Here is a 16618-nt window from a genome sequence, read left to right on the forward strand (position 1 = left end):
CCGCTCTTAGGAAGGTATACACCGTACTACGCCGAATCCGGCCGTATGAGTGAGAGCGCGCCCGCGGAGACGCCCCTCGACGAACTCGTCGAGTCTGTGGCCGACCGGACCGGCGAGGAACCGGAGTCGATCCGGACCTGGCTCGAACCCTTCACCGACGACGGGAGGGTGACGTCCGCGGCGATCGAGTCGAGCGTCACCGACGTGTCGCAGATACTCGCGACAGCGGAGACGCGGGTCGACCTCGCGACGCGGACCCACGACGAGGCGACCGCCGCCGACGACGCGCCGGACCTCGAGGTCGTCACTGTCCGCCGGCGGGCGTTCGGGGACCGGCTGGACGACCTCCGTGCGGAGGTGGAGGCGCTCGGCGACGACCTCGGCGCGGCGCGGTCGGGGCTGGCCGAGCCGGTGGCGGTGTACCGCGCCGCGGTTGCCCTCCACGAGATAACCACCGAGGCGCAGGACATCGTCCGCGTCGCCCACGACCTCGAAACCGAACTGGAGGCGTTCGAGGCGTGGCTCCGCTCGGCCAACCGACGTCACGGCGCGCTCGTGGACGAAGTCGAGGCCGCCGAGGAGTCCGCCGCGGCCCTCACCGAGACCGTCGAGTCGCTGCGGGACGCGGACGACCCGGACCCGGGACGGCGGTTCGACGCCACCGTCCAGACGCGCGTCCTCGACCTCGTCGTCGCCGACCTCCGAGCCGAGGCCGACGACCTCCGCGCGTGGGCCCACCGCGACGGCGCCCCCTTCCCGGACGACGTGGACGCGCGGATCGACGATCTCGAATCCGCGGTCGCGGAGCACGCCGACGCGCTCGGCGACCGGCCGGGCCGGGACGGCGAGTTCGGCGAGCGGCTCGACGCGCTCGACGCGGAGCTCGAGGCGGTCGAGCCGCCCGTCGCGTGGGCTCGCGTGGACGAGACCGTCGCGGAGGCTCGGTCGGCGCTGTCCGAGGACGGGGCGCCCGGCGACGAGGCCGCGAACTGAGCCGGCGGCGCCCTCACCTTTTCCACTCTCCGCCGTGTGCGGTTCGGCATGACGCAGATCCCGTCGCTCGTCTCCCGCTCGCTCTCGAACTTCGTCGAGGGGCTGGTCGTGGCGGTCCCGCGGCTGCTCTCGGGGCTGATCTTCCTCGCGCTGGCGTACCTGACGGTGCGGGTCGTCCTCTCGGTCGTCCGCGGGTCGATCGAACGGCTGTACGTCGGCGACCGCGAACTGGTCGGCGACCTCATCGTCACGCTCGTCTCCGTGTTCCTCTGGTTCGGCGTCGCGCTCACGTTCCTGAAGGTCGTCGGCATGGGCGACATCGCGGCGAGCCTCGGCACCGCCGTCGGCTTCATCGCCCTCGGGGTCTCCTACGCGCTCTCCGAGATGATCGAGGACACGGTGGCGGGGGTCTACCTCCTGCGGGACCCGGACTTCAACGTCGGCTACCGCGTCGAGTCGAAGGGCGTGACGGGAACGGTCGCCGCCATCGAACTCCGGAAGACGCGGATCGACACCGACGGCGGCGACCGGATCGTGATGGCGAACCGAGAGATAGAGCCGCGGTGGACCCACGACGTGCCCGAGGAGACGACGGGCGGGGCGGTCGACGAACCGACCGACAGCGAGCCGTCGACGCCCGACTGAGCGGGGGACCGGTCGACGCCCGACTGAGCGGGGGACCGACCGACGACCGATCGGTCGCAGTCGGCGACGGGCGCCGGCTCGAGCGTGGCTGTCGACTGACGCCTCCGTGTATTCCGGTCGGTCTCCGAAAATTTATCAATCTGCTCCGAAACCGCCATCCCGCTATGTCAACCACAGCAACTGAGACCGGCGACGGGACCGTCGACGGGGACACGACGCTAGCGGCGCTGTCGCACGCCTCGTCGCTCTTCGCGTCGTTCCTCGGCCCGATTCTCTTCCTGATCCTCGCGGACGACGACGAACTCGTCGAGCGGAACGCGAAGAACTCGCTGAACTTCCAGATCGTCGTCTTCGCCGCGCTCATGATTGCTGCCGTCCTGAGCTTCGTGTTCATCGGCCTCCTGCTGTTCCCGATTATCGGCGTCGTCGACCTAGTCCTGGTCCTCGTGGCAACGGTGAAGGCCAACGACGGGCGGGTCTATTCGTACCCGTTCACGCCCGATATCGTCTGAGCGCGTCGCGCCGCGGATCGATTCGCCGACGGCTCTCCGAGCGGTGAACGGACGAAACAGGAAGCGTCGAAGAAAAACGCGGCCGGCTTAGAGTTCGTCCTCGAAGTCTTCGAGGGCGAACACCGTGTCGGCGCCGCGGCGGTCGAGCGTCTCGTTGGCGAGGAGCCAGTAGACGACCGACAGCGCGCGCCGACCCTTGTTGTTCGTCGGGATGACGAGGTCGACGTTCGACAGCTGGTTGTTGGAGTCGCACATCGCGATCACCGGGATACCGACGGTGATGGCCTCTTTGACGGCCTGCGCGTCGCCGATGGGGTCGGTGACCACGACCACGTCCGGCTCGATGTAGCCGGCGTAGTCGGGGTTCGTCAGCGTGCCCGGAATGAAGCGACCGGTGCGGGCGCGGGCGCCGATGGCGTCCGCGAACTTCTCGGCCGGGAACCGACCGTACTGCCGCGAGGATGTGACGAGGATCTGCTCGGGGTTGTAGTTCGCGAGGAAGTCCGCGGCCGTGCGGATCCGCTGGTCGGTCAGGCTCACGTCGAGGACGTACAGCCCGTCGTCGCGGACGCGGTGGATGAACCGCTCCATGTCCTTCGTCTTCTGCTGGGTCCCGATGTGGACACCCGCGGAGAGGTAGTCCTCGACGGGGATCAGCAGGTCGACGTCGTCGTCGGGCATGACGTCGTCGTCGAACGGGGAGGCCTCCTCCTCGTCCGCTTCGTCGTCGCCCGCGGCGGTCTCGCTCTCGGCGTCGGCGGCCGTCTCGGCCGCGTCGGCGGTCGGTTCCTCGGTCGTGTCGGCCTCCTCCTCGACCGCCGCGTCGACCGCCTCGGTCTCCGCGTCGTCGTCGAGTTCGACCGCGTCGTTGTCTTCGCTCATGCGTGGTGTGGGCCCGTCATACCGCGTCGTCCGCGATGCGGACCAGTTCGTTCAGCTTGGCGGTTCGCTCGCCGCCGACCGTCCCGGTCTTGATGTAACCGGCGTCGGTCGCCACGGCGAGGTGTGCGATGGTGGTGTCCTCGGTCTCGCCCGAACGGTGAGAGATGACCGTCTCGTACCCGTTGCGGGCGGCGAGCTCGACGGCGTCGAACGCGTCCGACAGCGTCCCGATCTGGTTCGGCTTGATGAGGATGCTGTTGGCCGCGCCGGCGTCGATGCCGTCCTGGAGCCGCTCGACGTTGGTGACGAACAGGTCGTCCCCGCAGATCAGCGTCCGGTCGCCGACCCGGTCGGTCAGGTCCGCGAACGCCTCGTAGTCGTTCTCGTCGAGCGGGTCCTCGACGTACGCGAGGTCGTACTCGTCGACGAGGCCGGCGACGTACTCGATCTGCTCGTCGGCCGACTTCGTCTCGTCGCCGTAGACGTACGCCTCGGCCTCGTCGTCGTACAGTTCGGCCGCGGCCATGTCGAGACCGAAGCGGATCTCGAAGCCCACGTCTTCCTCGACGCGGTCGACCGCCTCGTCGACGACCTCGAACGCGTCGGCGTCCGAGATGGGGGGCGCCCACGCGCCCTCGTCGCCCTTCGCCGCGGGCACGCCGCGCTCGTCTAACACGTCCGCGACCGCCGCGTGGACCGCGGCGTTCGCGAAGACGGCCTCCGAGACGCTCGGCGCGCCGACGGGCGCCGCGAGGAACTCCTGAATGTGGGTCGCCTCCTTGGCGTGCTCTCCGCCGCCGACGACGTTGCCAAGCGGGATCGGGAAGTTCTCGCCGCGGAACGCCCCGCCGAGGTGCTGGTACAGCGGTGCGCCGAGCACGTCGGCGGCGGCCTTCGCGGCCGCCATCGAGATGGCGACCGCGCTGTTCGCGCCGATGGCGGAGAAGTCGTCCGTCCCGTCGGCGCCGCGCAGGGCGTTGTCGACCGCGCGCTGGTCGCCGGCGTAGACGCCCTCGAGGCGCGGGACCGCGTGTTCGCGGGCCTTCGCGATGGACTCGCTCGCCGGGAGTTCGATCGCTTCGTACTCGCCGGTCGAGGCCCCGCTGGGCGCCGCCCCGCGGCCGAAGCCGCCGGACTCGGTGAGCACGTCGGCCTCGACCGTCGGGTTTCCGCGCGAGTCGAGCACGCGACGCAGTGAGACGCTGGTAATTCGGGTCATTAGTTGGATTCCCTCCGCACCGTGAACGGGAGCGCGCCCGCGTCGTACTCCTCCGCGGCGACGAGGATCGGCTCCGTCTGGTCCGTGTCGATCAGCACGGGCGCCCCGTAGGACACCTGTAGCGCTCGCGCGCCGAGGATGCGTGCCTTCTCGTATCGATTGTATCGCTGTCCTGACATGGTTACTGGTACGGCGAGACGACGTCCACGAGGTCGCGGTGACTCACCAGCATGCGCCGGCAGCAGTGCCGGTCGACCCCGAGGTCGTCGAGCACCTCGCCGGGGTCTTCGTCGCCCTCGCGAGCCCGCTCTTTGAACTCTTCCCAGTGTTCACCCACGACGTTGCCGCACGTGAAACACCGGACGGGGATCATCATGACTGGATCACCTCAGCGGTAGGACTTCTGGTAGCGAGCGCGAGCGCCGGGTCCGCCCCACTTCTTGGGTTCGGACTGGCGCACGTCGTTGACCAGCAGGGTGCGGTCGAAGTTCATGTACGCGTCGCGCAGCTCCGCGTCGCCGAGGTGCTGGACGAGGCCGCGGGCGATGGCGGTCCGCGTCGCGTCCGCCTGGCCGCTGAAGCCGCCGCCCTCGACGTCGATGTCGATGTCGACGCCGTCGCGGAGCTCCTCGCCCGCGATGCGGAACGGCTCGAGCATCTTGAGCCGCGCCTGCTCCGGTTCGACCAGCTCGACTGGCTGGGAGTTGATGCGCACGCGACCCTCGCCCTCGCGCACGGTGGCGCGGGCGACGGCCGTCTTCTTCTTGCCTGAGGTGTTCGTTACCATGTGACGTTGGCTCCCAGAGACTCGGAGATCGCTCCGAGCGTCGTGAATTTGATGTTCGAGAGGCGGTCGAGCGAGGTGCCGTCGAGGACGACGCTCTCGACGTCCTCGTCGCGCTCGTAGGGGTTCCCGACGTACACGCGCACGTTCGAGAACGCCTCGCGGCCGTCCTCCGACTTGTACGGCAGCATGCCGCGGATGGCGCGCTTGAAGATGCGGTCGGGGCGCTTGGGGTAGTACGGACCGCTGTCCGAACCGAGCTCCGCGCGCTTGTGGTACGTCTCCATCGTCGCCTCCTCGTTGCCGGTGATGACGGCGCGCTCGGCGTTGACGACGGCGACGGTCTCCCCGGCGAGGACGCGCTGGGCGACCTCCGAGGAGACGCGACCGAGGATACAGTCGCGGGCGTCGACGACGACGTCCGCGTCGATCTTCGCGAGACTCATCGGATCACCCGCACGTTGCTTCCTTCGGGGTTCTGTTCGACGTACTGTTCCAGCGTCACCGCTTCGCCGGCCTGGTCGATCTTCGTCCGGGCGGTTCCGGAGAAGTCGACGGCGGCGACGGTAACGTTCGTTTCGAGCACACCGCTGCCCAGCACCTTGCCGGGGACGACGACCGTCTCGTCTTCCTGCGCGTATCGTTCGATACGGCCCAGGTTGACCTCAGCGTGCGTGCGCCGTGGCTTCTCCAGTCGGTCGGCGACGTCCTGCCACACGTTGGCACCGGAGTCACGCGAGACCGACTTCAGATCGGCGATGAGGTTCTGTAGTTTCGGATTCGTCTTGCTACTCATAGCTGTCCCTCCTGAACGGAGAGTTCGTGGAAAACGGAGTGCAGGGAGCAGGATTTGAACCTGCGGACCTCTACAGGACAGCGCCCTGAACGCTGCGCCGTTGGCCTGACTTGGCTATCCCTGCGTGCACTCCACCGTATTCCGGCTCCCTTCAAACCACTTTCGGTCCCGGCGTCCCCGCGGTCGGCCGCGGGCGCTCCGTCGGTCGGAGCGGCGCCGCGGCTGCCGGCGGGGGCGACGGTCAGGGGGGTGGTTCGAAGGGCCGTCATTTCCTTATACTGCGACTTTCGTCTGTAGTTCGTCCGCGCGCTCCTCGATGGAGTCGATCGCGCGGAGCAACAGTTCCTCGACGTCGAACGAGCCGTCCGTCTCGATGTGGAAGACGAACGCGCCCGGCACGTCCTCGACCGCGACCTCTTTGCCGGGGAACCGTTCCGAGAGGTCGTTGTCGAACTCGTCCGTGAGCTCGATCTCCCCGTCCGGCGTCTCGATGACGCCGCGGAGGATGTTCGGCTCGTCGTCGTCGAACTCGCCGCGGTCGCCCTCGACCGAGACGCGCTGGAGGTGGCGGTAGCCGACGGAGACGCCGCCCTGGTGTTTGGCGTGCTCCTTGCCGGTGTCGAGGACCGCGTCGGCCTCGAACTCCAACCGCTGTCCCTCCTTCAGCTCGATGATCGGAACGTTCTCGTCGGCGACCTCGACGAGCGGGTCGCTGCTCTCGATGTCGCCGGAGTACGCCGTCGCCGGACCTTCGACGTCGAGCGCGAGGGTGACCTCGTCGCCGATATCGAAGTCGTCGAGCGGCGTCGTCAGGGGCACGAGCCCCAGCCGCAGGCCGATCATCTCGTCGAACATGACCGAGGAGTTCTCGACGAACCGGACGGTGTCGATCGAGAACGTCGGGACGTCGGCGATCATCGCGCGGCGGATGCCGTTGGCGAACGCCGGCGTGAGCCCGCGGATCAGCACCCGCGCGCTGCGTTCGTCCCGTTCGACGTACTGGACGTCGAATTCGTCTTCGGTCATGTCAGACTCGCTTGTTCTTCGGCGCCTTCGTCCCGTCGTGCGGGATCGGCGTGACGTCCTCGATGCGCCCGATCTCGACGCCCGCCCGCGAGAGCGCGCGAATCGTCGCCTGCGCACCGGGACCGGTGGACTTGTTGAGGTTGCCGCCGGGACCGCGCACGCGAACGTGCACGCCCTCCAGACCGGCGTCCTTGACGCGCTCGGCGACGACCTCCGCCATCTGCATGGCGGCGTACGGCGACGCCTCGTCGCGGTTCTGCTTCACCACGGTGCCGCCGGACGACTTGGCGATCGTCTCGGCGCCCGTCTCGTCGGTGACCGTGATGAGCGTGTTGTTGAACGACGCGTACACGTGGGCGATGCCCCACTTTCGGTCCTCGGATTCACTCATGGTTGGTTACTCCTGTGACTCCGCGCGCTCGGGGTGGAGATCGTCCGCGAGCGGGCTCGTCTCGTCGAAGGCGATGGCGCCCTCGTCGTCGACGTCCACCTTCACCGACGGGCGCGTGACGCGGGCGCCGTTGACGGTGATGTGGCCGTGGACGATGAACTGGCGGGCCTGCTGGGTTGAGGAGGCGAAGCCCTGTCGGTAGACGACCGTCTGGAGGCGACGCTCCAGCAGGTCGGTCACGTCGAGCGACAGGACCGTCGAGATGTCGTCGTTGTCGCCGAGGATGCCGATCCGGCGGAGCCGCGTAACGAACTCCGCGCCGGCGTCCTGTGCGGCGTCGACGTCACCCTGCGCCTCGCCGAGCAGCCGTCGGGCCTCTCGGCGCATGTTGCGCAGTTCGGACTGGGCGCGCCAGAACTCCTCTTTGTTCTTCAGACCGTACCGCGAGAGGAGGTCGGACTCCTCGGCGATGCGCTCGCCCTGATACGGGTGGTTCGGCGTCTCGTAGCCCTTGGTGTTCTTTCCGGTACTCATTCGTCGTCACCGCCCTCGTCGTCTTCCATCTCCTCGCGGATCTCCTCGACGTTGACCCCGATGGTCCCCTCCGAGCGACCCGTGGACTTGGTGCGCTGGCCGCGGACCTTCTGCCCGCGCTTGTGGCGCACGCCCTTGTACGATTCGATGATCTTCATCCGGTTGATGTCGTGGCGCCGCTTCTCGTTGACGTCCGTGCCGACGAGGTGCGTCGTCTCTCCGGTGAAGAAGTCGTTCTGTCGGTTCGTCATCCACGACGGGACGTGGTCTTCGAGGTTCTCGGCGATGTCGACCACCGCGTCGATGTTCTCCTCGTCGAGGAGCCCGAACGTGGCGTTTCGGTCCACGTCGGCCTTCTCGGCGACCAGCCGCGCCGTGCGCGTGCCGATGCCGTCGAGTTCGGACAGGCTTCGCTCGACCGTCTTCGTCCCGTCGAGGTCCGCGCCCCCGATCCGAACGAAGTACTGGAGGTCTTCCTCCTCCTCCGGCGAGTCGTCCTGTGGTTCTTCCGTGCTCATGTGTTGGTTGTGGTGAGCCCTACCGGCGCGATCCGGCGGTACTCGTCCGTTCGAGCGTTGCGGCGGGGATTCGAACCCCGGAGGCAGTGACGCCACAGAGTTAGCAACCCTGCGCCTTGGGCCAGGCTTGGCTACCGCAACCCGCGTTGTATCATCGCCCTCTCGGACTCGGGGCCCGATGCCCCTACAGTTCGTGCGTTCGTATGCTCCCGCTTTCGGTACTTAAACATCACGAAACGGTCGGGTCGCTGTGGGCGACTCGCACGGTGGCTGCGAGCGTCGTCCGGCGGGCCGCGCCGGTTCGATGGTCGCGTCAGCCCGGTGGCCGCGCCGGTTCGATGATCGCGTCGCTCGTTTCCGTGAGGCGTACTGTTTAGTGGGTCCCGCGGGAGGGTCCGAATATGAAGGCCGTTCAGTTCGCCGACCACGGCGACCGCGACGTGATCGAGTACGGCGAGTTCCCCGAGCCCGACCCCGACCGCGGCGAGGTGCTCGTCGACGTCAAGGCGGGGGCGTTGAACCACCTCGACGTCTGGACCCGCCGCGGAATGCCCGGCATCGACGTGGAGATGCCGCACATCCCGGGGAGCGACGCCGCGGGCGTCGTGGAGGCCGTCGGTGAGGGCGTGACGCGCTTCGAGCCTGGGGACCACGTCGCCGTGAGCGCCGGCGTCTCCTGCGGCAACTGCGAGTTCTGCCGGAACGGCGAGGAGTCGCTGTGCGTCTCCTTCCACATCATCGGCGAACACGTCCGCGGCGTCCACGCCGAGAAGGCGTCGGTCCCGGCCGAGAACCTCGTCCCGGTCCCCGACGGCGTCGACTGGGAGGTCGCCGGCTCCGCGTCGCTCGTGTTCCAGACCGCGTGGCGGATGCTCCAGACGCGCGCGGACATCGAGGCGGGCGAGAAGGTGCTCGTCTTGGGCGCCTCCGGCGGCGTCGGCCACGCCGCGGTCCAGATCGCCGACCACGCGGGCTGTGAGGTGTTCGCGACCGCCTCCACCGAGGAGAAGCTCGCGCACGCCGAGGACTGCGGCGCCGACCACGTCATCGACTACGAGGCGAACGACTTCGCGGACGAGATCGCGGCGCTCACCGGCAAACGAGGCGTCGACGTCGTCGTCGACCACGTCGGCGAGGCGACCTACCCGAACTCGCTGAAGTCGATGGCGAAGGGCGGCCGGCTCGTCACCTGCGGCGCGACCACTGGCCCGAACCCGGGCGCGGGGCTCAACCGCATCTTCTGGAACCAGCTCTCCGTCATCGGCTCGACGATGGCGACGCCGGGCGAGGTCGACGACGTCCTGGAACTGGTCTGGGACGGGACCTTCGAGCCCCGCGTCCGGGAGGTCCTCCCGATGAGCGAGGCCGCGCGCGCACACGAGATGATCGAGAACCGTGAGGGCTTTGGCAAAGTGGTGGTTAGACCCGACAGTGAGCTCTGAGACCGACGCGGCCGACGGCGACGCGGCCGATCGCGACGCGGCCGCGGGCGCCGACGGCACTACCGACGGCGGCTATGTCCACGCCCCGGAGGGCGAGAGCGGCGGCGCCGACGGTACGGGGCCGTCGGAGTCGGCCGGTCGGGAGCCGGCGGCCGACGGCTTCGGCCGCGAGGGGTGGGCGCTGACGGCGGCGCTTTTCGTCTGCGCTATCGTCATCCCCGGGATCATCTACGCGTATCCGTACGCGGCCGGGTGGTTCGGGCTCCCCTTTTTCGCCACGTACCTCGTGCTGCCGCTTGTCCCCGCGCTCCTGCTCGGCCTCGTCGCCGTCTGGTCGATGACGGCCGCGACGGCCGACCCCGAGGCGTGAGCGAGCCGGGTCGGTGACGGCGAGCGAGTCCTCGACACGGGCGCCGACGGGCGCGCGCTCCCGCAGCCGAACGACAACCGTTTTGAACGACACCCGCGCAGTGGTGATATGTTGATCACCGTCTCCGGCCCGCCTGGAAGCGGGAAGAGCACCAACGCCGTCCAGCTGGCGGACGCGCTCGGTCTCGGGCACGTCTCCGGCGGCGACATCTTCCGCGAGATGGCGGCCGAACGCGACATGACGCCGGTCGAGTTCAACGAGTTCGCCGAGGAGGACCCGCAGATCGACCGCGACCTCGACCGCCGGCTCCGCGAGATCGCCGTCGAGCGCGACGACGTGGTCCTCGAATCGCGGCTCGCCGGGTGGCTCGCGGCCGACCACGCCGACTTCCGGTTCTGGTTCGACGCGCCGCTGTCGGTCCGCGCGGAGCGGATCGCGGAGCGCGAGGCGAAGCCGACCGACCGCGCGCGAACGGAGACGGAGCGCCGCGAGGCCTCCGAGCGCAAGCGGTACCGGGAGTACTACAACATCGACATCGAGGACCTCTCGATCTACGACGCCGCGTACAACACCGCCCGCTGGGGGCCCGAGCGCTTCCTCGACGTCCTCGTCGCGACCGTCGAAGCGTACGACCCCGACGACGACGAGGGGAAGGCGCCCGTCGACGGCGTCGTGTACGACTTCTGAACCCGCGACTGACCTCCGCATGACGGATCCTTCCGACGCCGACCCCGACCCGCTCAGAGCGCCTCCCGAAGAGCGGTCGGTGCCGGAGCTGCTCCGGTTCGGCGTCGTCAACCTCGACAAGCCCGCCGGGCCCTCCTCGCACCAAGTGTCGGCGTGGGTGCGGGACGCCATAGACGAGACGCTCGCGACGCTCGACCCCGAGGGGCCACCGACCCGCGGCGTCGCTCACTCGGGGACCCTCGATCCGAAGGTCACCGGCTGTCTCCCCACGCTGACCGGCGACGCGACGCGCATGGCGCAGGTGTTCCTCGAAGGGGCGAAGGAGTACGTCGCGGTGCTGGAGCTCCACGGGTCACCCCCGTCGGACTTCCGGGAAGTCGTCGCCGAGTTCGAGGGCGAGATCTACCAGAAGCCGCCGCGGAAGAGCGCCGTGAGCCGTCGGCTCCGCACGCGGACGGTCCACGAGTTGGACCTGCTGGAGGTCGCCGACCGCCGGGCGCTCCTCCGGATCCGCTGCGAGTCGGGGACGTACGTCCGGAAGCTGTGTCACGACATCGGGCTCGCGACGGGGGGCGGCGCGCACATGGGACACCTCCGGCGCAGCGCCACGGACCCGTTCGACGACCGCGACCTCCGCACGCTTCAGAACCTCGTGGACGCGCTCGCGTGGGCCGGGGACGGCGACGACGCGCTCCTCCGCGAGGTGGTCCGCCCGGCGGAGGACGCCCTCGCCCACCTCCCCGCGGTGACGGTCGCCCGGTCGGCCGCCCGCAGCGTCGCGACCGGGGCTCCCGTGTACGCGCCCGGCGTGATCGACATCGACGACGCGGCGATCCCGGCGGCGGTCCGCGATGACGCGTCGACCGATAGCGACGCGCCGACCGACACGAATGGCGACGCGCCGACTGACCGCGACACGGACCCGGACCCGCCGCTCGCCGCGTGCTTCACGCCGGACGGCACCGCGGTCTGCCTCGGGCGCGTCGTCGACGACCCGGACGCCGAGAACGGGACGGTCGTCGCCTTGGAGCGCGTTCTTTTATAAATACGCCGCCCCCAGATGCGGACATGGACGAGCCGGACGCAGACGGAGGCGGAGTGGTAGCCGTCGGGAGCGCGAGCGCCGAGCCCGGAACGCTCGACCGCGGGTGGCTCACGGTCGGGGACCTGCCGACCGGCGGCACGGAACGGCTCCCGGTCGCGGTCGCGAACGGCGCCGCCGACGGGCCGACGCTGTGGCTCACCGGCGGCGTCCACGGCGACGAGGCGACGGGCGTCGCGGTCGTCCAGGACGCGGTCGCGACCTTCGGCGACCGCCTCGCCGACCTCGCCGGCGTTGTCGTCGCCGTGCCCGTCGTCTCCCCGGCCGGCCTGCGCCGGAACGCGCGAGAGACGTACTACGCCGACGAGGACCCGAACCGGCACTTCCCGGACGCCGACGCGGAGTCGGCCCGCCCGCCGAAGCTCCAAGAGCGGATCGACGCCCGGCTGTACGCCGCGATCACCGGCGAGTCGTCGGACGATGGGGACAAGTTCTCAGTCGACGCGGTCGGCACCGACGCGACCGCGGACGCACTGATCGACTGTCACACCGCAGGCGTCGGTAGCGAGCCGTTCGCCATCCGCGACCGCGTGCTGTACGGTGACCGACGGAATGAGGCCGATGCGGCCGCGCTCTCTGAGGACCTCGGCCGACTCGTCGAGGCGTTCGGGCTTCCGGTGGTCCGGGAGTATCCCGCCGCAGAGTACGTCGAAGAGAACCTCCAGCGATCGACCGCGGGTGCCGTACTCAACGAGGCGGGGATCCCGGCGTTCACGGCGGAACTCGGCGCCCACAGCGTCGTCGACGACGCGCTCCTCGACGCTGGCGTCGCGGGCGTCGTCGGCGTCGCGGTCGAACTCGGGCTCCTCGACGAAGTACCCGAGTCGGCCAGCGAGCCCGGGGTCGGCGTGGCTCCGGCCCCCGTCGAGTTTCCCGTGCGGCGCTTCCGCGGGCCGACGACCGATATCTCCGGACTCGTCCGGCACCGGGTGGCGGCCGGGAACGCGTTCGACGAGGGTGATGTCCTCGCGAGCGTGGTCGACGCCGCGGGCGCGGAGCGCGGGACGGTCGAGGCGGACCGCGACGGGTACGTCCTCGGTCGTGCCGAGGGGCTGGCCGTCTACGAGGGCGACGCGATCGGGAGCCTCGCGGTGCGGGACGCGGGCGACCTCGTGGTCCCGCGGGACGGCGACGACTGAAGCGAAGTCCTTAATTACTGGACCGTCGTTTTTCAGCGTGTAGTCAGGGACCGTGGGGTAGTGGTATCCTATGCGGATGGGGTCCGTATGACCTGAGTTCGACTCTCAGCGGTCCCATACGGAATTCTACGCGGACCGTCCGGATGCGGCTAGCGCGACCGCTGTCGCTCTTCGCGGACGGTGCGACGCGATCCGGGACAGTACACGTGCGGGTCGGTAACGGATGCGTACCTCTTTGCCCGTGTAGAATATCAACGAAACATGAAACGAACGGGCGGTGCGTTCCGGATCCTCCTGCTCGCGGGGATCATCTTCCTCGCGGGCTGTGCCGGCGCGGTACCCGGCGATCAGGCGCCGACGGGACCGGACGCGGGCGACGAGACGGCGGCCGAGGCGGCGAACGGCACCGTCGAGGTCCACTTCATCAACGTCGGGCAGTCGGTCAGCACGCTCGTCGTCGGGCCGGAGGGAGCGACCATGCTCGTCGACACGGGTCACTACAACGACGACGGCGAGTACGTGCTGGAGTACCTCCGGCGGCACGACATCACGCGGATCGACCACCTCGTCACCTCGCACAACGACGCAGACCACATCGGCGGCAACGCGGCGATCATCGAGCACTACGAGACGGAGGCCGACGGGATCGGTGCCGTCTACGACCCCGGCATCGCCGCGAGCACGCAGACCTACGCCGAGTACCTCGACGCGGTCGAGGAGCACGACGTGACGCTGTACGAGACGCGCGAGGGCGACGCGATCTCGTTCGGCGCGGTCGGCGTCGACGTGCTCGGGCCGCCCGAGCCGTACCTCGAAGGCGAAGCGCGCAACGAGAACAGCGTCGTGCTCAGGCTCACCCACGGCGAGACGAGCTTCCTGCTGTCCGGCGACGCCGAAGACGATCAAGAAGCGTACCTGATCGACGCGTACGGGTCGGAACTGGAGTCGACCGTGCTGAAAGCCGGCCACCACGGCTCGTCGAGCTCGTCGAGCGGCCAGTTCCTCGACACGGTGGGACCGCGGGCGGTCGTCGTGTCGAGCGCGTACGACTCCCAGTACGGTCACCCGACAGAGGAGGTCCTCCGGCGGTTCGCGGACCGGTCGCTCCCGACCTACTGGACCGCGACGCACGGGACCGTCGTCCTCGTGAGCGACGGGAACGGCGTCTCCGTGCGGACGCAGCGCGACGCGCCCACCGACCCGCTCGCGATGCGCGACGGCGAGCCGATCGAACCCGGGGCAGGCGGCGAGGTCGTCGAACGCGCTCGGCTCGGCGGCGACCCGGTCGACGGCGGTTCCGGAGGCGGAGCCGACGACGACAGCGACGCCGACGACGACGGCGGCGACACTGACGGAGGGGACGAGACGGCGTCGACCGATCCGGCCGCAGCCTTGGAAGTCGCGGCGATCAACGCGGACGCCGAGGGCGACGACGGCGAGAACCTGAACGACGAGTACGTGGTCTTCGAGAACGCGGGCGACGAGCCGATCGACCTGTCCGGGTGGACGGTCGCGGACGAGGCGGCGCACAGCTACGCGTTCCCGGAGGGATACACGCTCGACGCGGGCGCGACGGTGACGCTCCGGACGGGGAGCGGCGCAGACACCGACGCCGAACTGTACTGGGGGGCGGGGGCGCCGGTCTGGAACAACGCCGGCGACACGGTGATACTCTCGAACGCCGCCGGGGAACGCGTGCTTGCGGTGAGCTACGAATGACCGGTATCGATCTCCCCGACGGCGAGTACACCGCGGTCGTGGACGGCGTCGAGGACGGGCTCGCGACCGTGTTCTTCGAGCGCGACGGCGACGAGGTGGGGGACGCGGTGCTGGACGCCTCGCGGCTTCCGCCGGACGGAGGGCATGCCGACGCGGTCCTGTCGGTGACGCTCGACGGCGGGCGTATCGAGGCCGCCTCGTACGAGCCCGAGGAGACGGAGCGCCGCGCCGAGGCGGCGCAGGACCGGTTCGATCGGCTCTCGGAGCGACCGCCGTCCGACGAGGGGGCGTAAGGGCGGCGCCGGTCGCTCCGCAACCACTAAACGCGGCTCGCTCCTTGCTTCGGTAATGGCCGACTGGACGGAGAAGTACCGCCCGAGCACGCTCTCGGAGGTGCGCGGCAACGACAAGGCCCGCGACGCGTTCGCGGAGTGGGCCCGCTCGTGGGACGACCATCACGAGGCGGTCGTCCTCCACGGCAGCCCCGGCGTCGGGAAGACGAGCGCGGCGCACGCGCTCGCGAACGACATGGGGTGGGAGACGGTGGAGCTGAACGCCTCCGACCAGCGCACCGCCGACGTCATCGAGCGGTTCGCGGGCCGGGCCGCGCGGAACGCCACCCTCAGCGGGAGCGCGGCCGGCGGCGGCGCGGCCGGCGGCGACACCGCCTCGCGACAGCTCGTCATCGTCGACGAGGCGGACAACATCCACGGCAACTACGACCGCGGCGGCGCCTCGGCGATCACGAAGCTGGTCAAGGAGTCCGGCCAGCCCATCGTGCTCATCGCCAACGACTACTACGACATGTCGCGGGGGCTCCGGAACGCGACCCAGGAGATCGAGTTCCGCGACGTCTCCGCGCGCTCCATCGTCCCCGTCCTCCGCGACGTCTGCCGCAAGGAGGGAATCGAGTTCGACTCCGACGCCCTCCAGCGGATCGCGGAGGGGAACCGCGGCGACCTCCGAGGCGCGGTCAACGACCTCCAAGCCGCGACGCAGGGGCGCGACTCGATCACGGTCGAGGACGTGGTCACCGGCGACCGCGACAAGGCGCTGGGGCTGTTCCCGTTCCTCGACGCCGTGTTGAAAGAGGAGTCCGCCGAGGAGGCGCTCCGGTCGGCGTACGCCGTCGACGAGACCCCGGACGACCTGACGGCGTGGATCGAGAACAACGTCCTCGACGTGTACGAGCCGGCGGCGGCGGTTCGCGCGTACGACTTCCTCGCGAACGCCGACGTGTGGCTCGGCCGCGTCCGCGCCACGCAGAACTACTCCTACTGGCGGTACGCGACCGACAACGCGGCGGCGGGCGTCGCGTCCGCCCGCGACGGCGAGAAGGGGGGCTGGACCCGGTACGGCCGCCCGCAGTTCTGGTCGTCGTCGGACGCGACCGCCGACGAGGTCGTCGGCAAGATTGCGGCCGCGAGCGGCTGTAGCGTCGCGACCGCCAGACGCGAGGTGCTCCCGTTCCTCGAGACCGTCACGCACCACTGTAAGCCCCGCGACCTGACCGTCGCGATGGCGGCCGCATACGACCTCGACGAGGCGGGCGTCGCCTTCGTTACCGGCTCCGGCGAGTCGACGAACAAGGTCGCGTCGATCGTCGAGGACGCGCAGGCCCGCCGCGAGGAACTGATCGAGGAGCACGCGGACGGCGCCTTCGCGCACGCCGCGGCCGACCGCCGAGACGACGAGAGCGACTCGGGCGCGGCCGACGACCCGGACCGCGACGGCTCCGAGGCGACCGCCGACGGGAGCGACCAGCGCGACTCGGCGGACGGCGCGGCCGCTGACGAAGCGGCCGACGAGGAGGAAGACGACGATCAGGCCGGGCTGACCGACTTCATGTGAGCCGGTCT

22 protein-coding genes and 3 tRNA genes are annotated in these 16618 nt (G+C 69.7%); 12 read left to right on the top strand and 13 right to left on the bottom strand.

The annotated features are described in order from the left end of the window. The first annotated feature begins 45 nt into the window (after positions 1 to 45). From B9G49_RS05705 to B9G49_RS05715, 3 genes are all read left to right on the top strand, one after another. A complete protein-coding gene (locus B9G49_RS05705; RefSeq protein WP_086215728.1) occupies positions 46 to 993 on the top strand; it encodes a halo transducer protein in 948 nt (315 codons plus the stop codon). 48 nt (positions 994 to 1041) lie between these two features. Continuing rightward, positions 1042 to 1638, top strand: a complete 597-nt coding sequence (locus tag B9G49_RS05710; RefSeq protein ID WP_086215729.1) for a mechanosensitive ion channel domain-containing protein — start codon at positions 1042 to 1044, stop codon at positions 1636 to 1638. 164 nt (positions 1639 to 1802) lie between these two features. Then, positions 1803 to 2150, top strand: coding sequence for a DUF4870 domain-containing protein (locus B9G49_RS05715; protein WP_086215730.1), 348 nt, complete (start codon positions 1803 to 1805; stop codon positions 2148 to 2150). An 87-nt stretch (positions 2151 to 2237) separates the two neighbouring features. Here B9G49_RS05715 and rpsB read toward each other — a convergent pair whose 3' ends face one another. The 13 genes from rpsB to B9G49_RS05780 form a co-directional block, all read right to left on the bottom strand. Further along, the gene (rpsB, locus tag B9G49_RS05720) at positions 2238 to 3032 is read right to left on the bottom strand and encodes a 30S ribosomal protein S2 (protein ID WP_049930745.1); all 795 of its coding nucleotides are present in this window, start codon (positions 3030 to 3032) and stop codon (positions 2238 to 2240) included. A gap of 16 nt (positions 3033 to 3048) precedes the next feature. Beyond that, positions 3049 to 4251, bottom strand: coding sequence for a phosphopyruvate hydratase (gene eno / locus B9G49_RS05725; protein WP_086215731.1), 1203 nt, complete (start codon positions 4249 to 4251; stop codon positions 3049 to 3051). After that, complete coding sequence (locus B9G49_RS05730; RefSeq protein ID WP_049930742.1) at positions 4251 to 4430, bottom strand: DNA-directed RNA polymerase subunit K; 180 nt, start codon at positions 4428 to 4430, stop codon at positions 4251 to 4253. The genes eno and B9G49_RS05730 overlap by 1 nt, the downstream gene beginning before the upstream one ends. A 2-nt stretch (positions 4431 to 4432) precedes the next feature. Beyond that, entirely contained in the window at positions 4433 to 4627 is a 195-nt protein-coding gene (locus B9G49_RS05735; RefSeq protein ID WP_006628058.1) for a DNA-directed RNA polymerase subunit N, read from the bottom strand. 12 nt (positions 4628 to 4639) lie between these two features. Next, a complete protein-coding gene (locus tag B9G49_RS05740) occupies positions 4640 to 5038 on the bottom strand; it encodes a 30S ribosomal protein S9 (protein WP_004595258.1) in 399 nt (132 codons plus the stop codon). Further along, positions 5032 to 5481, bottom strand: a complete 450-nt coding sequence (locus B9G49_RS05745; RefSeq protein WP_086215732.1) for a 50S ribosomal protein L13 — start codon at positions 5479 to 5481, stop codon at positions 5032 to 5034. Before B9G49_RS05745 ends, B9G49_RS05740 begins: the two co-directional genes overlap by 7 nt. Beyond that, positions 5478 to 5831: a 50S ribosomal protein L18e gene (locus B9G49_RS05750; RefSeq protein WP_004595256.1), complete on the bottom strand. Its 354-nt coding sequence runs from the start codon at positions 5829 to 5831 to the stop codon at positions 5478 to 5480. The genes B9G49_RS05745 and B9G49_RS05750 overlap by 4 nt, the downstream gene beginning before the upstream one ends. Positions 5832 to 5870: 39 nt before the next feature. Next, positions 5871 to 5955 (bottom strand) — tRNA-Leu (locus tag B9G49_RS05755). 149 nt (positions 5956 to 6104) lie between these two features. Next, the gene (locus tag B9G49_RS05760; RefSeq protein ID WP_049930736.1) at positions 6105 to 6857 is read right to left on the bottom strand and encodes a DNA-directed RNA polymerase subunit D; all 753 of its coding nucleotides are present in this window, start codon (positions 6855 to 6857) and stop codon (positions 6105 to 6107) included. A gap of 1 nt (position 6858) precedes the next feature. Further along, positions 6859 to 7248: a 30S ribosomal protein S11 gene (locus tag B9G49_RS05765; RefSeq protein WP_086215733.1), complete on the bottom strand. Its 390-nt coding sequence runs from the start codon at positions 7246 to 7248 to the stop codon at positions 6859 to 6861. Between the two features lie 6 nt (positions 7249 to 7254). Then, the gene (locus B9G49_RS05770; protein ID WP_006112313.1) at positions 7255 to 7782 is read right to left on the bottom strand and encodes a 30S ribosomal protein S4; all 528 of its coding nucleotides are present in this window, start codon (positions 7780 to 7782) and stop codon (positions 7255 to 7257) included. Further along, a complete protein-coding gene (locus tag B9G49_RS05775) occupies positions 7779 to 8300 on the bottom strand; it encodes a 30S ribosomal protein S13 (RefSeq protein ID WP_086215734.1) in 522 nt (173 codons plus the stop codon). The genes B9G49_RS05770 and B9G49_RS05775 overlap by 4 nt, the downstream gene beginning before the upstream one ends. Before the next feature lie 55 nt (positions 8301 to 8355). Continuing rightward, a tRNA-Ser gene (locus tag B9G49_RS05780) sits at positions 8356 to 8441 on the bottom strand. A gap of 260 nt (positions 8442 to 8701) precedes the next feature. On the opposite strand from B9G49_RS05780, the gene B9G49_RS05785 reads away from it, so the two are divergent. The 9 genes from B9G49_RS05785 to B9G49_RS05825 all read left to right on the top strand — a co-directional run bounded on the left by B9G49_RS05785 (position 8702) and on the right by B9G49_RS05825 (position 16610). Then, on the top strand, positions 8702 to 9742 hold the full coding sequence (locus B9G49_RS05785; RefSeq protein WP_086215735.1) for a zinc-binding dehydrogenase: 1041 nt from the start codon (positions 8702 to 8704) through the stop codon (positions 9740 to 9742). Further along, complete coding sequence (locus B9G49_RS05790; protein ID WP_049930730.1) at positions 9732 to 10112, top strand: hypothetical protein; 381 nt, start codon at positions 9732 to 9734, stop codon at positions 10110 to 10112. Before B9G49_RS05785 ends, B9G49_RS05790 begins: the two co-directional genes overlap by 11 nt. A gap of 108 nt (positions 10113 to 10220) precedes the next feature. After that, positions 10221 to 10799 (top strand): (d)CMP kinase, encoded by a 579-nt coding sequence (gene cmk / locus B9G49_RS05795; protein WP_049930728.1) that lies wholly within the window; start codon positions 10221 to 10223, stop codon positions 10797 to 10799. Positions 10800 to 10818: 19 nt separating this feature from the next. Further along, a complete protein-coding gene (locus B9G49_RS05800; protein ID WP_086215736.1) occupies positions 10819 to 11844 on the top strand; it encodes an RNA-guided pseudouridylation complex pseudouridine synthase subunit Cbf5 in 1026 nt (341 codons plus the stop codon). Positions 11845 to 11867: 23 nt separating this feature from the next. After that, entirely contained in the window at positions 11868 to 13040 is a 1173-nt protein-coding gene (locus B9G49_RS05805) for a succinylglutamate desuccinylase/aspartoacylase family protein (RefSeq protein ID WP_086215737.1), read from the top strand. 46 nt (positions 13041 to 13086) lie between these two features. After that, positions 13087 to 13157 (top strand) — tRNA-Pro (locus tag B9G49_RS05810). A 144-nt stretch (positions 13158 to 13301) separates the two neighbouring features. Further along, positions 13302 to 14759 (top strand): lamin tail domain-containing protein, encoded by a 1458-nt coding sequence (locus B9G49_RS05815; protein WP_086215738.1) that lies wholly within the window; start codon positions 13302 to 13304, stop codon positions 14757 to 14759. Next, positions 14756 to 15052 (top strand): DUF3006 domain-containing protein, encoded by a 297-nt coding sequence (locus B9G49_RS05820; protein ID WP_049930723.1) that lies wholly within the window; start codon positions 14756 to 14758, stop codon positions 15050 to 15052. The genes B9G49_RS05815 and B9G49_RS05820 overlap by 4 nt, the downstream gene beginning before the upstream one ends. Before the next feature lie 55 nt (positions 15053 to 15107). Next, a complete protein-coding gene (locus B9G49_RS05825) occupies positions 15108 to 16610 on the top strand; it encodes a replication factor C large subunit (protein ID WP_086215739.1) in 1503 nt (500 codons plus the stop codon). Positions 16611 to 16618: the final 8 nt, after the last annotated feature.

It is taken from the genome of Halorubrum sp. SD683 (genome assembly GCF_002135045.1).
Taxonomy (GTDB): domain Archaea; phylum Halobacteriota; class Halobacteria; order Halobacteriales; family Haloferacaceae; genus Halorubrum; species Halorubrum ezzemoulense.

Bases quoted from the DNA above. Each gene is read 5' to 3' on its own strand.
- B9G49_RS05825 (WP_086215739.1), top strand. From the start codon at position 15,108: ATGGCCGACTGGACGGAGAAGTACCGCCCGAGCACGCTCTCGGAGGTG.
- B9G49_RS05735 (WP_006628058.1), bottom strand. From the start codon at position 4,627: ATGATGATCCCCGTCCGGTGTTTCACGTGCGGCAACGTCGTGGGTGAA.
- B9G49_RS05765 (WP_086215733.1), bottom strand. From the start codon at position 7,248: ATGAGTGAATCCGAGGACCGAAAGTGGGGCATCGCCCACGTGTACGCG.
- B9G49_RS05715 (WP_086215730.1), top strand. From the start codon at position 1,803: ATGTCAACCACAGCAACTGAGACCGGCGACGGGACCGTCGACGGGGAC.
- B9G49_RS05805 (WP_086215737.1), top strand. From the start codon at position 11,868: ATGGACGAGCCGGACGCAGACGGAGGCGGAGTGGTAGCCGTCGGGAGC.
- eno (WP_086215731.1), bottom strand. From the start codon at position 4,251: ATGACCCGAATTACCAGCGTCTCACTGCGTCGCGTGCTCGACTCGCGC.
- B9G49_RS05815 (WP_086215738.1), top strand. From the start codon at position 13,302: ATGAAACGAACGGGCGGTGCGTTCCGGATCCTCCTGCTCGCGGGGATC.
- B9G49_RS05770 (WP_006112313.1), bottom strand. From the start codon at position 7,782: ATGAGTACCGGAAAGAACACCAAGGGCTACGAGACGCCGAACCACCCG.
- B9G49_RS05745 (WP_086215732.1), bottom strand. From the start codon at position 5,481: ATGAGTCTCGCGAAGATCGACGCGGACGTCGTCGTCGACGCCCGCGAC.
- B9G49_RS05750 (WP_004595256.1), bottom strand. From the start codon at position 5,831: ATGAGTAGCAAGACGAATCCGAAACTACAGAACCTCATCGCCGATCTG.
- B9G49_RS05740 (WP_004595258.1), bottom strand. From the start codon at position 5,038: ATGGTAACGAACACCTCAGGCAAGAAGAAGACGGCCGTCGCCCGCGCC.
- B9G49_RS05820 (WP_049930723.1), top strand. From the start codon at position 14,756: ATGACCGGTATCGATCTCCCCGACGGCGAGTACACCGCGGTCGTGGAC.
- B9G49_RS05800 (WP_086215736.1), top strand. From the start codon at position 10,819: ATGACGGATCCTTCCGACGCCGACCCCGACCCGCTCAGAGCGCCTCCC.
- B9G49_RS05775 (WP_086215734.1), bottom strand. From the start codon at position 8,300: ATGAGCACGGAAGAACCACAGGACGACTCGCCGGAGGAGGAGGAAGAC.
- B9G49_RS05760 (WP_049930736.1), bottom strand. From the start codon at position 6,857: ATGACCGAAGACGAATTCGACGTCCAGTACGTCGAACGGGACGAACGC.
- B9G49_RS05710 (WP_086215729.1), top strand. From the start codon at position 1,042: ATGACGCAGATCCCGTCGCTCGTCTCCCGCTCGCTCTCGAACTTCGTC.
- B9G49_RS05730 (WP_049930742.1), bottom strand. From the start codon at position 4,430: ATGTCAGGACAGCGATACAATCGATACGAGAAGGCACGCATCCTCGGC.
- cmk (WP_049930728.1), top strand. From the start codon at position 10,221: ATGTTGATCACCGTCTCCGGCCCGCCTGGAAGCGGGAAGAGCACCAAC.
- rpsB (WP_049930745.1), bottom strand. From the start codon at position 3,032: ATGAGCGAAGACAACGACGCGGTCGAACTCGACGACGACGCGGAGACC.
- B9G49_RS05705 (WP_086215728.1), top strand. From the start codon at position 46: ATGAGTGAGAGCGCGCCCGCGGAGACGCCCCTCGACGAACTCGTCGAG.
- B9G49_RS05785 (WP_086215735.1), top strand. From the start codon at position 8,702: ATGAAGGCCGTTCAGTTCGCCGACCACGGCGACCGCGACGTGATCGAG.